The sequence below is a fragment of the Mariprofundus sp. NF genome (genome assembly GCF_013387455.1).
GTDB lineage: Bacteria > Pseudomonadota > Zetaproteobacteria > Mariprofundales > Mariprofundaceae > Mariprofundus.
Map to the genome: position 1 here is coordinate 152,883 of NZ_VWNC01000006.1, position 14,108 is coordinate 166,990.

General features: G+C 50.8%; 15 protein-coding genes. 13 read left to right on the forward strand and 2 right to left on the reverse strand.

The window, feature by feature from the left end; genetic code table 11:
• Positions 1 to 108 precede the first annotated feature (108 nt).
• The 3 genes from F3F96_RS09775 (at position 109) to F3F96_RS09785 (ending at position 2,055) form a co-directional block, all read left to right on the forward strand.
• Complete coding sequence (locus F3F96_RS09775; RefSeq protein WP_206675315.1) at positions 109 to 1,209, forward strand: glutaredoxin domain-containing protein; 1,101 nt, start codon at positions 109 to 111, stop codon at positions 1,207 to 1,209.
• Between the two features lie 256 nt (positions 1,210 to 1,465).
• Positions 1,466 to 1,744 (forward strand): type II toxin-antitoxin system RelE/ParE family toxin, encoded by a 279-nt coding sequence (locus tag F3F96_RS09780; RefSeq protein WP_176963068.1) that lies wholly within the window; start codon positions 1,466 to 1,468, stop codon positions 1,742 to 1,744.
• 11 nt (positions 1,745 to 1,755) lie between these two features.
• Positions 1,756 to 2,055, forward strand: a complete 300-nt coding sequence (locus tag F3F96_RS09785; RefSeq protein ID WP_176963069.1) for a HigA family addiction module antitoxin — start codon at positions 1,756 to 1,758, stop codon at positions 2,053 to 2,055.
• Positions 2,056 to 2,176: 121 nt separating this feature from the next.
• On the opposite strand, the gene rsgA is transcribed toward F3F96_RS09785, so the two are convergent.
• Positions 2,177 to 3,235, reverse strand: a complete 1,059-nt coding sequence (gene rsgA / locus F3F96_RS09790) for a ribosome small subunit-dependent GTPase A (RefSeq protein ID WP_176963070.1) — start codon at positions 3,233 to 3,235, stop codon at positions 2,177 to 2,179.
• A 127-nt stretch (positions 3,236 to 3,362) separates the two neighbouring features.
• On the reverse strand, positions 3,363 to 5,711 hold the full coding sequence (locus F3F96_RS09795; RefSeq protein WP_176963071.1) for a PAS domain S-box protein: 2,349 nt from the start codon (positions 5,709 to 5,711) through the stop codon (positions 3,363 to 3,365).
• Positions 5,712 to 6,052: 341 nt separating this feature from the next.
• Here F3F96_RS09795 and F3F96_RS09800 point away from each other — a divergent pair, with 341 nt between their 5' ends.
• The 10 genes from F3F96_RS09800 to F3F96_RS09845 all read left to right on the forward strand — a co-directional run bounded on the left by F3F96_RS09800 (position 6,053) and on the right by F3F96_RS09845 (position 14,102).
• Entirely contained in the window at positions 6,053 to 7,645 is a 1,593-nt protein-coding gene (locus tag F3F96_RS09800; protein WP_176963072.1) for an ABC-F family ATPase, read from the forward strand.
• A gap of 57 nt (positions 7,646 to 7,702) precedes the next feature.
• Positions 7,703 to 8,152, forward strand: a complete 450-nt coding sequence (locus F3F96_RS09805; protein ID WP_176963073.1) for an FxsA family protein — start codon at positions 7,703 to 7,705, stop codon at positions 8,150 to 8,152.
• Between the two features lie 49 nt (positions 8,153 to 8,201).
• Entirely contained in the window at positions 8,202 to 8,861 is a 660-nt protein-coding gene (locus F3F96_RS09810; RefSeq protein ID WP_176963074.1) for a Bax inhibitor-1/YccA family protein, read from the forward strand.
• A gap of 96 nt (positions 8,862 to 8,957) precedes the next feature.
• Positions 8,958 to 9,128, forward strand: coding sequence for a Trm112 family protein (locus tag F3F96_RS09815; protein WP_176963075.1), 171 nt, complete (start codon positions 8,958 to 8,960; stop codon positions 9,126 to 9,128).
• Positions 9,129 to 9,148: 20 nt separating this feature from the next.
• Positions 9,149 to 10,030 carry a lysophospholipid acyltransferase family protein gene (locus F3F96_RS09820; protein ID WP_176963076.1) on the forward strand — a complete coding sequence of 294 codons (882 nt, stop codon included), beginning with the start codon at positions 9,149 to 9,151 and terminating at the stop codon, positions 10,028 to 10,030.
• Complete coding sequence (locus F3F96_RS09825) at positions 10,027 to 10,725, forward strand: bifunctional 2-polyprenyl-6-hydroxyphenol methylase/3-demethylubiquinol 3-O-methyltransferase UbiG (protein ID WP_176963077.1); 699 nt, start codon at positions 10,027 to 10,029, stop codon at positions 10,723 to 10,725. Before F3F96_RS09820 ends, F3F96_RS09825 begins: the two co-directional genes overlap by 4 nt.
• On the forward strand, positions 10,722 to 11,702 hold the full coding sequence (gene waaF / locus F3F96_RS09830) for a lipopolysaccharide heptosyltransferase II (RefSeq protein ID WP_176963078.1): 981 nt from the start codon (positions 10,722 to 10,724) through the stop codon (positions 11,700 to 11,702). The genes F3F96_RS09825 and waaF overlap by 4 nt, the downstream gene beginning before the upstream one ends.
• A gap of 9 nt (positions 11,703 to 11,711) precedes the next feature.
• The gene (gene waaC, locus F3F96_RS09835) at positions 11,712 to 12,746 is read left to right on the forward strand and encodes a lipopolysaccharide heptosyltransferase I (RefSeq protein ID WP_176963079.1); all 1,035 of its coding nucleotides are present in this window, start codon (positions 11,712 to 11,714) and stop codon (positions 12,744 to 12,746) included.
• On the forward strand, positions 12,736 to 13,308 hold the full coding sequence (locus F3F96_RS09840; protein ID WP_176963080.1) for an isoprenylcysteine carboxylmethyltransferase family protein: 573 nt from the start codon (positions 12,736 to 12,738) through the stop codon (positions 13,306 to 13,308). The genes waaC and F3F96_RS09840 overlap by 11 nt, the downstream gene beginning before the upstream one ends.
• 8 nt (positions 13,309 to 13,316) lie before the next feature.
• Positions 13,317 to 14,102: a DUF3108 domain-containing protein gene (locus tag F3F96_RS09845; RefSeq protein ID WP_241697773.1), complete on the forward strand. Its 786-nt coding sequence runs from the start codon at positions 13,317 to 13,319 to the stop codon at positions 14,100 to 14,102.
• Positions 14,103 to 14,108: the final 6 nt, after the last annotated feature.

Here is a 14,108-nt window from a genome sequence, read left to right on the forward strand (position 1 = left end):
AAAACAGTCTCATTGATGCGGAATCTCGCACGGACACCTGTAAACTGTCGTTTTAATATCAACAGGTGGCGATGGGCATATTATGCCCCCCCTCTGCAGTGGCTTGCGTTGGCTGCACTGCTGTTGTTGCCCATGCCATTGGCTGCAGACATCGGAGCTACGCAACCGGTTTCCAATCAAGCCGTGCTGGAAGTTTTCGTGCGCGATGGTTGCCCGCACTGTAGCGAAGCCAAGAAATTCCTCTCGGAATTTTCCAGAGAGCGGCCGGAACTGCGGATTGAATTTCGTCCAGTGGATCATGATGAAGCCGCCCGCGACGATCTGATGCGACACTTTCAAAACGCTGGCCTCGGGCCACCCGGTGTGCCTACTTTCGTCTTCGACGGCAGGATGCTGGTTGGTTTCGCCAGCGCGGAGCGCACCGGCTCCGAATTGGCAGCCCTGATTGACGGTCATTTGAGACCCCCGCAAGCAGTTGAGACAGGCGCTTTTGGAACGCTCACTGTTTCGAACCTCGGCTTGCCGCTGTTCACCCTGACTCTGGGGTTACTGGACGGCTTTAACCCCTGCGCTATGTGGGTACTGCTGTTTCTGCTTTCGCTACTGGTGCACCTGCATAATCGCAAACGAATGGCGCTGATTGCCGGAACCTTCGTGCTGATCAGCGGTGCTGTTTACTACGCATTCATGGCCGCCTGGCTCAATCTGTTTCTGCTGGTGGGTTTTTCAACAATTTTGCGCTGGATACTGGGTAGTGCGGCGCTAGCCATCGCTGCAGTCAACATCAGTGACTTTATAAGGCCAGGAAAAGGGTTTTCGCTCTCCATCTCGGATTCACTAAAACCTGATCTATACGCACGTATGCGTTTAATTCTGGGAGCCAACTCGCTGTTACCATCGCTGGCCGGAGTCGCTACGCTGGCAGTGTTGGTGAACTTCATTGAACTTCTCTGTACGGCAGGCATTCCGGCTGTTTATACCGCCGTTCTTACCCAGCAGGGGCTCAGCCCAGCCTCCTATTATGCCTACCTGGGGCTGTATATTATCGGTTATGTGGCGGATGATTCACTGATGGTCACAGTTGCCGTTATCGCATTGAGCAGTCGAAAGCTAACGGAGAACACCGGGCGCTGGCTCAAACTCCTGAGCGGGATAGTCATGCTGCTGCTTGGAGCAGTCATGATTCTGCGCCCTGATTGGCTGATGTAGAGTATTGCCGCGCGGCCCGCTCGTAACACTTTCAAGGCTCACGATGATAACTTCATTTTCGACAGTCGTGCCCCGATAGCGGTCAAAGGCCAGGGTTCAATGCAAACCTATTTTCTCAAAGACAAAAAAGGATCCTGATTTTCTAATTTCTGGTTTTTTAAACCAATCAGTTCAGAGACAGCAATACTCAACAAGCAAAGGTAACGCATTTAGTTTAACGATTTGCGTTAAATGCAAGCCGTGCTATTATGCCGTTATGATTCGCTCATTTGCCAGCAAGGAGACGCAATCTCTATTTGAAGGGAGATGCCCTCGCAGGTTCCTGGCGTTTCGAAATCAGGCTGAACGCAAACTGCAAATGCTTGATGCAGCAACTGATGTGATTGATCTTCGTTCCCCGCCGGGAAACCGACTGGAGAAACTTAGCGGAGATCGAAGTCACCAATGGAGTATTCGCATCAATCAGAAGTGGCGACTCTGCTTCAGCTTTGAAGGCGGAGATGTATTTGAAGTTGAAATTGTGGATTACCACTAGGAGGTACAACCATGACAAGTAATGGAATGAGAGCTATTCATCCGGGTGAGATTCTACGTGAAGAGTATCTCGTACCACTGAGCATGTCTGCCAATGCATTGGCTATTCGCCTGAGCATTCCGGCGCCACGCATCAACGATGTAGTACGTGAAAAGCGCGGCATCAGCACAGACACAGCACTAAGGCTGGCTCGCTTCTTTGATACAACGCCAGAGTTCTGGATCAACCTGCAAACCGCCTACGACCTGAAAAAAGCCAAAGCCGCCCACGGCAACGAAATCGAGCAGGACATTCGCCCCCTAGCCGCCTGATCGACCTGCAACAGTGAATGGAAAACACCCATCTGCGGAACTCTCGGGGTCAGGTCTACTATTGTATCATTACCATTGATAATCCGACCAGATCAGGTGTGCATATAATAAGGGGAAGGAGTTAATACCTTTTCTTATGTTTTGCTTTGGAGGGAGAAGGTCGTCTGGAGCCCCTGCCCTTTTTGAGTTTCTCGGCGTGAGCCTTCTCGTAGGCTTCTGACTCCTGTTTGATTTTCAGGTAGTTCTTGTAGTGATCCTGATCCAGCTCATTGCTGGCAATGGCCTCGTTGATGGCACAACCGGGTTCATTGCTATGGCCGCAATCATTGAAGCGACAGGTTTCACCAAGTGCCAGGATATCGGAGAAGCGCTCATCGATGCCCTCTCGCCCGCTCATCACGCCCAGCTCCCGCACACCCGGCATATCGATCAGCATCGCCCCGTTATCAAGCATCATCAGCCTGCGGCGAACGGTGGTGTGCCTGCCTGCTCCTGAAACACTCACCGATTTGGTTTTGAAACTGGTGCTGGCGATGTGATTCATCAGCGAGGTTTTGCCTGCGCCAGAGGAGCCAAGCAGGCAGCAAGTTTTTCTGGCAAGCAGGCGTTCACGCACCAGATCAATCCCCTCACCTGTGACATTACTCAGCTTGATAATGGTATGATCAATGCCCGCCTTGCGAATTTTGGCAATCACCTGCTCCAGCTCATCAGGTGTGATCAGATCGGTTTTGGTCAGCAGCAGTACCGGTTCAATGTTATCCTGATTAACCATCACCAGATAACGTTCAAGACGACGGATATTAAAATCGAGATGGCAAGACTGGGCGATAAAGGCGGTATCAATATTGGACGCCAACATCTGGAACTCAATCTCGGTGCCAGCCATCTTGCGACGAAGCAGTGTCTTTCTTGGCAGGACAGTCGTGATGCTGGTGAAAGCATCACTCTCATGATGTTCAAGGCAGACCCAGTCCCCGACAACCGGAAAATCGGCAGGAGATTCGGTGGCCTGCACAAACTTGCGTGTAAGCACAGCAAACAGCTCAGACTCACCGTCATGCACATCAAAGCGCTCACGATCCACAGCAATCACCCGCGCCAGTTCACACGCTGAACCGCACAGCTCTTCAGCATGCGCCTCAAACCACGCATCTAATCCAAAGTCGGCTTTACTCATGCAGAAGCACGTTTTCTGCAGTATTGGCAAAGATATAGTTGGTTGAGTGTCTGAATGTTTTCATCTCCTGATGTTCCACGCATCGAAGCTATCGACTGTGGCTCAAAAAATGAAGGTGTGTCGACGATCAATCAGGGGAGATCAACTTATTTCGGATCAGTTGGCTGAGCTCTTCAAACGAAAAGGGCTTGCCGATAATCTCGCTATTATCAATCTGATCCTCTGCAGTGAGCACATGCTCCCTGTCATAACCCGTGGCAAAAATGATGGGCACCTCGAGATCAAGTTGCCGAATCGACCTGGCCAGATCAACGCCGCCCATCTTAGGCATAACGATATCGGTGAGAATCAGGTCAATGGTTTCCTGATGGGTTTTAAATATCTCCAATGCTTGCTCGCCATCACCGGCCTCCAGCACCTGATAACCCAGACTGCTTAAAACCTCAGCCGTTGTACTGCGCAGATCCGCCTCATCATCCGCGAGAAGAATGGTCTCTTGCTGGCCTTCGATAACACTGTTTGTTTCCGGCTCCGGGCTCTCGCCTTTCTCCTTCAGTGGCAGATAAACATGAAAAGCAGTGCCCACACCTACTTCGCTCTCTATTTCAATGACGCCTTCATGCGATTGCATGGCACCATAAACCATCGCCAACCCCAGACCGGTACCTTCACCAACACCCTTGGTCGTAAAGAATGGTTCAAAAACTTTATCCAGATGATCCTTTGTAATACCACAGCCATTATCCTGGACAGTCAGCCGGGCAAAGTGCAGACCATGCAGATCCGGATGAGCATCGATAAATGCATCAGTTGCCACATAATGAGCGAGGCTGCAGCTGATCTGAGGTTGAGCCGTACCGCTAACAGCATGAGATGCATTAATTAACAGATTCATTAACACCTGTTGCAGCTGGGTGGTATCGCCGCTGACAACCAGATCTTCCTGACATGTGTTACAGATATGTTCAATGTTTTCGGGAATGGCATTTTTAGCCAGTTTGAACCCCTCTTTCATAAATGCATTGAGAGAAAACGGAGCCATCCTGATTCTATCTTTACGTGCAAAGGTAAGAAGTTGTTTGACCATATCGGCTGCACGTGTGCTCAGCCGCTCGATAGTATCCAGCTTTTCGCGAACCTCCGGCTGATTCTCCAACGCCAGCTTGGAGAGATATATATTACCCTGAATAGCCGCCAGCATATTATTGAAATCATGCGCTATGCCACCTACAAGCGTACCGATGGCTTCCATCTTTTGCGCCTGAAGGAATTGATCCTCCAATCGCTTATACTCAGTCATATCCTGCTGTGTTGAAACATAGTGTGTGATTTCACCTGCATCATTGCGCAGTGGCGCAACCGACATCATGCCCGGATAAAAAGTACCATCCTTACGCCGGTCAGTCAGTGTTCCGTGCCAGACCTCGCCAGCAGAAATCGTCTGCCAGAGCTCGGTGTAAAAGGCCGGGTCCTGAGCACTGCTTTTAAGAATCGCCGGTGTCTTGCCAATCACCTCTTCCGCTTGATAACCTGTAATTTCGCTGAAGGCCGGATTCACATATTCGATAACTGCATTCAGATCTGTGATCATTACAGCTTCACCGGCCTGTTCTACAGCCTGAAGTAGCGTATTGGCTTTGCTTTCATGTTTTTTTCGATCGGTTACATCACGTGTCACAACTGCGGCAAACTCTACCTCTCCATCCTCATCAAAGTAGGGATAAAAGCTTGCCTCATAATGCTGCAGACCAGCGGTGGGTGATTCAAAATTAAACTCATGTTTTGTCACCCGGCCGGAAAAGCATCGGTCTAATATCGGTTTGATCTCCGTGTTAAAGACCTCCTCTCCCCAGATATCTGTCACGCTCTTACCAATCACATTTTCCCGGCTCATAGCCTGTGCCTTCAGAAAAGCATCGTTTACAGTCAGGTAGACATAATCCCGATCAATCAGGTCCATAAAATCATGCGAGCTATTGACGATAAAAGAGTAGCGTTTCCAGCACGTTTCCAAACGCTTGCGCTCGGTTACATCACGCAGCATGACTGCCAGCACCATCTGACCATCACCACTGAGCTTGAAAATAGTGGCCTCAGCAAAAAAAATGACGCCGTCTTTACGCCGGGCCTGAATCTCCCGGTAGCCATGCATAGGACGCATAGCATCTTTCTCATCTATAAATTGATGAACATGCTGATGATGAACTTTGTGGAAACATTCAGGAATCAATAGATTCAAATGCTTGCCGAGCACCTCCTCAGCCCTGTAACCGAAAAGCCTCTCCGCCCCCTTGTTGAACATCTGGACAGATTGATCCTGTTGCACAGCAATAACCGCATCATGGGCATTATTCAGTATCAGGGGGAGAAAGACCTGCGAGTCACGCAATGCCTGTTTGCTATTAGAAGTGGTCGATGCAGCAACCTCAGCACGCAGCTGTCTGAGTTCCTCGATGAGCTGATCCTTGCTCTTCATTTCATCCTGCATAGACGTCCTCGCATCGATCAGGGATACACCGATACAGCTTTAATACTCATCGGCATGCGTATAAATATCTGATATGCAAGGTTGAATTTGCACTTTTCAGTGTTTTATAGCAACCCTATTAAATAACGGCTTTTCTTCGTCAGTCTGAATGCAGATCGTCCACACCCCGGTCATCAGGCCCTTTCAGATCACAGACTCTCTTCACTGCTTATAACATGCATGCCACTGAACAGAGAGTGCCCGTGCTTGTATATATCATGGGCGGCACTAAGCTGCGCCACCCTTTCAGCCAAGGTTTGAAAGGAATTCTTGCTTAATGGAACAGTGTTTTGCTCTCTACATCCGGTATTACCATGCAGTTCGGGGATAAACCCCTGTTTGAAAACATCTCAACCAAATTCGGTGATGGCAATCGCTATGGCCTGATCGGCGCTAATGGTTGCGGCAAGTCCACACTGATGAAAATCCTCGGTGGTGATCTGGAACCGACCAGTGGCAATGTGATGCTCGACAAACATGAGCGGCTGGGAAAACTGCGTCAGGATCACTTCGCCTTTGAAGAGTTCAGCGTACTTGATACGGTGATGATGGGTTATGAAGAGCTGTGGAGTGTGAAGCAGGAGCGCGACCAGATCTACGCACAGGATGAACTGAGTGAAGAGGATGGCATGCGTGCCGGTGATCTGGAGAGCCATTTTGCCGATATGGATGGTTATAGTGCCGAAGCCAATGCCGGCGATCTGCTGATCAGCGTAGGCATCCCGGTAGAGGATCACTACAACCTGATGAAATCGATTGCACCGGGTCTGAAACTGCGTGTACTGCTGGCCCAGGCGCTGTTTGGTGATCCTGAGATCATTCTTCTGGATGAGCCTACCAATAACCTGGATCTCAATGCGATTCGCTGGCTGGAGGGTGTGATCAATGCCCAGAAAGGCACCATGATTATCATCTCGCATGATCGTCACTTCCTCAACAGTGTCTGCACCCATATGGCCGATCTCGACTATGGTGAGTTGCGCGTCTATCCGGGCAACTATGATGATTATATGGAGGCCGCTGCCCTTGTGCAGGAGCAATTGCTCACCTCAAACGCCAAGAAGAGTGAGGAGATTCAGGAGTTACAGGCTTTTGTACGCCGCTTCTCAGCCAACGCCTCCAAAGCCACACAGGCACAGTCGCGCGCCAAGAAACTGGATAAAATCAAGCTTGATGAGGTCAAACCCTCCAGCCGCATGAAACCGTTTATGCGTTTTGTGCAGGACAAAAAGCTGTTTCGTATCGTGCTCAACCTGAAAAAAATGAGTAAGGGTTATGATGAGAATCTACTCTTTGAAAATTTTGATCTAACCATCCCTGTCGGTGAACGCGTTGCGGTGATCGGTCCCAACGGTATTGGTAAAACCACACTGCTGCGCTGTCTGGCCGGTGATCTGGAGCCAACCTCTGGTGAAATCAAATGGTCGGAGAATGTGAAGATCGGTTATTATGCTCAGGATCACTCGGCTGATTTCGCTGAAGATATCAGCGTTTTTGACTGGATGGCGCAGTGGAAACTCAAGGAGCATGGTGAGCAGGAGGTACGTGGTAACCTCGGACGTATGCTCTTCTCCCAGAATGAGATCAAAAAGTCTGTCAAAGCACTCTCCGGTGGTGAGAAGGGCCGCATGCTGTTTGGCAAGTTCATGTTTCTTAACCCTAATGTAATGCTGCTGGATGAGCCGACCAACCACATGGATATGGAGTTCATCGAATCACTGAACACAGCACTTGAACACTATCCGGGCACACTGATCTTTGTCAGCCATGATCGCGAACTGATCTCCTCGGTCGCCACACGCATCATTGAGCTTACCCCTGATGGCATTATCGATTATCACGGCACTTATGAAGAGTATCTCAAGAGTCAGGGCGTCGTTTAATATCATACAACTGCCATACCCCTTGAACCGGACAGAGTTAACCCTTATACATTGCCTATGTTAAGATTTCTCTTTGCTCTATTTATTCTGGTTCCGCTGCTTGAGCTCTGGCTGCTGATTGAGGTCGGCAGTGGCATTGGTGGACTCTCCACCATCGCCCTCTGCCTGCTTACTGCCGCACTTGGCGGATTTTTGATTCGTTACCAGGGTGTATCCACGCTCATTGATGCACAAAAGCGCATGGCCCACGGCGAAGCACCTGTGGATCACGGTTTTCACGGTGTGATGATCGCGCTCGCCGGTGTGCTGCTGTTCACGCCCGGTTTTATTACCGACTCCATCGGTTTCCTGCTGCTGGTTCCGCAACTGCGCCAGCTGCTCATCAACAAGGCTCTGCCGGCTGTACAGATTCCGGGCAGCCCCAACGGACCGGGCCAATCAAGACCACACGATCCGCTGGTTATCGAAGCGGAGATCGTCTCTGAAGAAAAACACCACCGCCCTTGACCCAGTTCGTTCAAACACTACATTACGTTTCACTATTCCGGAGGTATTCATGAATACAACGACAATGAGTTCAACCCAGCTGGCCGATGAACGTATCGGTTTCCTCGGCAAAACCTATGGCATGCTCGCCCTCTGCATCGCAGCAGGCAGCATCGGCGCTTACCTCTCCATCGGCATGGCATTCCCCTATGAACATCCATGGATGATGCTCTTTATCATGATTGGCGGCATCTTCGCAGTGCAGGCGGTTCGCCACGTTCCCGGCCTGAATTTCGTTGCTCTGATCGGTTTTGGTGTTATCACCGGTCTGGCTATCTCGCCACTGGTCGGCATGGTGGCTGCCAAATCAGGTTCACTGGTACTGCAGGCTTATATGACCACAGCTGTCGCGTTTGTTTCACTCACCGGTTACGCCTTTATCTCCAAGCGCGACTTCTCATTTCTGAAGGGTTTTGTCTGGACCGGCCTGATCGCCATGATCGTGCTCGGGCTCTCCAATTACTTCTTCTTCGAATCACCAATGATGGCACTGACCCTCTCCGGTATCGGTGTACTGCTCTTCTCAGCCTTCATCCTCTATGACACCTCAAACATCCTGCGCGACTACCCTAATGATGAGTATATCGCTGCAGCATTGACCCTCTATCTGGATGTATTCCTGCTCTTTCAACATCTGTTGGCGATGTTCGGCATGCTTAACGACGACTAACAATAGAGCAGCAGTGTAAATCGATTCACAATGCGGCCTGTTTTCAGGCCGCATTTTCGTTATCATACCCCCTTTACTGTTTCGATGGAGTGAACAATGTTGGATAAAGCACTGATGGAGATCCTCGCCTGCCCAAAATGTAAGGGTGAAATTCGCTACAATGAGAGCAACAACGGACTGGTCTGCGATGCCTGCAAACTGGAATATCCGATCCGCGACGATATCCCGGTGATGTTGATTGACGAGGCAAAAGCGCTGACCGACTGATCAACGACTGGATCGTCAGATTGACCTTTCTCGTTAAATCTCTTTTTTTTCTGGTACAACTGCTACCGGTGCGTCTGCTTGGTGCCATCGGCGCAGGCTTGGGCCGATTCGTTTATCTAATCGATAGCCGCCACCGCAATATTGCCCTGCGCAATCTTAACCGCATCTATCCTGATAGAGACGATGCCTGGAAAATCCGCACGGCTCACGAATCCTTTGCCGAGCTGGGACGCACCATGTTTGAGGTGCCGCATGTATTCATGCGTTCCAAAGCATACCTCAACGCCCATATAGAGGTTGAGGGTGAACCACTCTACAGAGATGCCGTAGCGCAGGGAAACGGTGTCATTTTAACCGCTATGCACCACAGCAACTGGGAGTTGGGTGCACTGGCGATCTCCCTGCTTGGTCATGATTCTGACATGATCTACCGCTCACTGAGGCAGCCTGCCCTTGATCAGTTCATACTCAGTGCTCGCAGCCGCTTTGGTACTCATCTGCACTCCCGCAGTGAGGGACTGCGCTGGCTTCCCCGCGCCATGAAAAACGGGCACACTATCGCTATCATGATTGATCAACATCTTTCCAACGGGACACCGCTCCCCTTCCTTGGACACATGGCAAACACAACCACCTTGCCCGCCACCGTAGCCAGTAAATATAACGCTCCGCTTATTGGTGTGACCCTGGATCGCATCGGCAGATCATTCCGTTTTAAACTGCGTTTCCGGCCAATATTAATCCCCGGCTCAAATGGTGAAGTGGAAACCGATGAGAACAAAATCATGCAAATGGTATGTGACTCATTTGCACCACTAATTCACCAGCGCCCTGAACTGTGGCTGTGGATCCACCGCCGCTGGCTCTATCTGGATGAACGCGAGTCTGAGCAGGCCTCATGAGTAAACATAAACCGATCTCCCGCACACGCTGGCAGGCCTCACAAGGTAAAACCCTGGCGCGATGGAAGAAGATGAGCCCCAATGTTGATCGGGAGCTGCAGGAGCAGACTATTCTGCCGATCCTGCTGCGTTGTGCAGAACAATATGATAAAGAAGAGGGTTCACTGCTGGAGATCGGTTGCGGACCAATCTGTATCAGTCAGCATCTGCCCCTGAAGCATAAGGTCTACCTTGATCCCCTGATCGATGATTTCCGGCGTCAGTTTCCCGGCATGCTGCCTGAGGGCGAGTTCCTGGCCACCACAGCTGAGCGTATTAAAAAACCGGCTGAAAGCTTTGATCTGATCATCTGCCTGAATACGATCTCATTTTCTCTCAATCCGGAATTGATCATGCATGAGATGGAGCGGCTGCTTAAAGATGACGGCACGCTTATCATTGATATGCGCACCCATAGCCCGCTGGAGGCCAGGCTGCACTACCTTGCCGAACAGCTCTTCCCCATCTTCTGCACTAAAACCCGCCCCTACTACTACTCGCTCAGAGGCATAAGAAGCACGCTCTCCCGCCACTTCAAAATACGCGAGGAGATCAATCAGAGTAAAGCCAGATTCTGGCTCCCCTTCTTTAAGCGTGAACAGCGACTGTTTATCTGCGGGCGCCATGAAAAAACTGATCTGACCAGCACTGCATGAGTAACAGACACCATCTACTGTTGATGCCTCCAAACTGGATCGGCGATGTTATTATGGCCCAACCGGCCATGGTTGCGATCTCAAGCCACTACCGACAACAGTTTGAAAACTACCGCATCAGCGTCTGTGGTCGTGGCTGGCTCAAAGATCTGCTCCCCTACCTGAATATTGAAGGGGCAGAATTTAGCGACACCATCATGGCAGCGGACACCGCATACCTCTTTCCCAACAGTTTCAGAAGCGCCTGGAACTGCAAAAAAGCCGGCGTAAAAAATATCATCGGTTATCGCGGCCAGTGGCGGTCTCTGCTGCTCTCCCAGGCCATATCCCCACGCATCGACACCCGCAGTGAACATCATCGTGGCTTTCATATGGATCTTGCCAGACAGACCGGCATCACTACCGGAGATGATGCGGTTGAACTAATTGTACCATCTGGAGATAAGCAGCGCGGCAGAGAGATGATGCAGAACCATGGGCTTGATGCTGATCGTACCATCTGTATTGCACCCGGTGCCCAATTCGGCACAGCCAAATGTTACCCTGCTGAAGGTTTTGCAGCAGTGGTTAAAACTCTGGCTGAGCAGGGCTGGCAGCCGATGATTCTGGGCATGCCCGAGGATCATGCTGTTGCAGAGAAAATTTTAGAGAATATCGACACCCCATTCTGGAATGCGACTGGAGCAACAACACTGAGCCAGGCCCTGCAATTGATCGCGGCCTCACAACTGATGCTCTGCAATGACTCAGGACTGATGCATGTGGCCGCAGGCATCGGTATTCCAACTGTCACCCCGTTCGGAGCTACCGATCCCGCCCGTACCTCTCCCTGCGGCCCGAAGCTTAGCATCCTCTATCAGCCTGCTGATTGCAGTCCATGCCTACAGCGCGAATGCACAGTAAAAGGTCATCCCTGCATGGCCAATATCACTCCAGAGATGTTAACGAAAAGCTGCCTCGCCATGCTGGCTGGCTGATTGAGTACGATGAAGATTCTGATCGTACGACTCTCCGCTTTTGGTGACATCATCCACTGCCTGCCTGCACTGGATGATCTTCTGGCCCGCCCTGAGGTTGATGAAGTGCACTGGCTGGTTGATGAGCGCTACCGCTTTGTTACCGAAGTCCTTCCCAAACAGGTGCAGGTGCACAGCGTTGCTCTGAAAGGCAAACAACCGCTGCGCTCAGCATGGCAGGTTACACGCACTCTTCGCCACATTGGTTTTGATGCCGTGATCGATCTGCAGGGGCTGATGAAATCCGCCCTGCTCTCACGCCTCTGTGGCACTCCTGTATTTGGTTTTGATAAAAAGTTCCTGCGTGAAAAACCTGCCAGCCTGTTGATCAGCAATGTTGAGTTCCATCCACAGGAGCGCCATGTTGTACAGTATTACCGCCGCATTGCAGCCGGCCCGTTCAGTGAACCAGCGCGTGATAAACCTATCCCCTATGCTGCACCCACGATTGATCTGGATAACAGCTCGATCAACGAAGATGAGAGCCTGCTTGCCCGCTTCAACCTGCAACAGAATGGTTATGTGATACTGCATAGCGCCGGTGGCTGGGAGACCAAACAACTTCCCGAAACAACCTGGCTGGCTATTGCAGAGAGCCTGACAAACCGTGATATCGTTCCACTTTTCAGCTGGGGAAATGATCAGGAGCGAGCTCAAGCGGAATATTTAGCAGGGCAGAGTAACGGCTTCGCCTTGCCCGAACGTTTGAATATGTCAGCATTGTGCACGTTGATCAGGCAAAGCCGTGCTGCTGTGGGTGCAGATACGGGGCTGCTTCATCTGACTGCGGCATTAGGCAGGCCGACAATTACATTCTGGGGCCCTTCGGCATCATGGCGATCCGCCCCACTGGAGTGCAGTGAGCATGACCAAAATCATCAGTTACACTGGCATATCGAATCCAATCCGGAGTGTGGCCCCTGTTTCAGTCGCAAATGCGATAACTTTGTCTGCATGCAAACCATCCAGCCTGAATCGATCATAAGGATATTAAATGACCTCTGAAACCACATCCGCCCAGCGCCTCCATAAGCTGTTTCTGCGCGCCCGCATTCCCGCCAGCATCCTTATGGCGCTGGCTATTATTATCTTTGCCCATCCAAGTCGGGAGAGCTTTATGGCCGGCCTTGTTGTCATCGTCATCGGTGAACTGGTTCGTATCTGGGCCTCAGGCCACATCCATAAATCTGCCAAGGTGACAACGACCGGTCCCTACGCACTGGTCAGACATCCGCTCTATCTGGGCCACCTGCTGGTTGCCACCGGCTTCTGCATTGTCTCCGACAGCATACTGGCTTTTATCATTGTTACGATCTCATTTTTCATTGTCTATATGCCAACCTGGAAGAATGAGGAGAAAAACCTGATCAACCTGTTCGGTGATACCTATGTCCACTTTATGGAGAAGAGACCGGCCCTGATTCCTCTGCGCTGGAGTAGTGATGTATCAAAGGGCTCCTTTAGCTGGGCGCTGGTAAAACAGCACCGCGAATGGAACCATGTTGCAGCCCTTGCCGGTGGTGCCCTGATGATGATTCTACTGGCCTGGTATCACGGCAGCTGGTAACAACCACCATGCGCTCACTTCTGATGATCCTGCTGGCAATCTGCATCTCTGCGCAGAGTGCTTCTGCGGAGGTCGTCGCTGCATCTGAAAACCCGGTAAGCTGCATGCCCTATAACGGTGAACACCTTAGCTTTGATGTCGGTTGGGAGTTTATCAATGCAGGCTCTGCAACCATGGATATCTCAGCCTCACAGAGTGGCTGGCAGGTCAAAACATTCGCCCGCACCAACAAGGCACTGGATATCTTCAGAAAGGTTCGTGATTACATCACTGCTGAAGGCATCTGTATCAACGGCCGCATGCAGAGCACCCTCTTTGATGCCAATCTGCACGAGCGTAAATACAAAGCTGTAAAACGTACCGATTTTCTCTGGCAGGAGAACAAGGTCACCCACACCCAGAATCAGGTTACTGAACATTTTGATGTGCCGGCAGGTCACCTGAGTGTCATCGATGCATTTCTGGCGGTGCGCAATCTGAAGCTGACGCCGGGTCAGTTGATCAAAATACCGGTCTTTGATTCGCGTAAGCGTTATGAGATCGAGGTGACCATCGCCAAAGAGAAAAAAGTGCTTAAGGCACCCTGGGGTGAAAAGGTCTCCTGCCTGATCGTCAAACCCAAACTGTTGTCAGAAGGCATCTTCACCAATAAAGGTGAGATGACCCTCTATATGAGCGATGATGAGCGTCATATCCCCATCAAACTGATTGCCAAAATCAAGTTCGGACGCATCATCGCCAATCTCACCGGTTACGCTAAAAGCGAAGCCAAGGTAGCATCGGCAACACAATAAACAGAC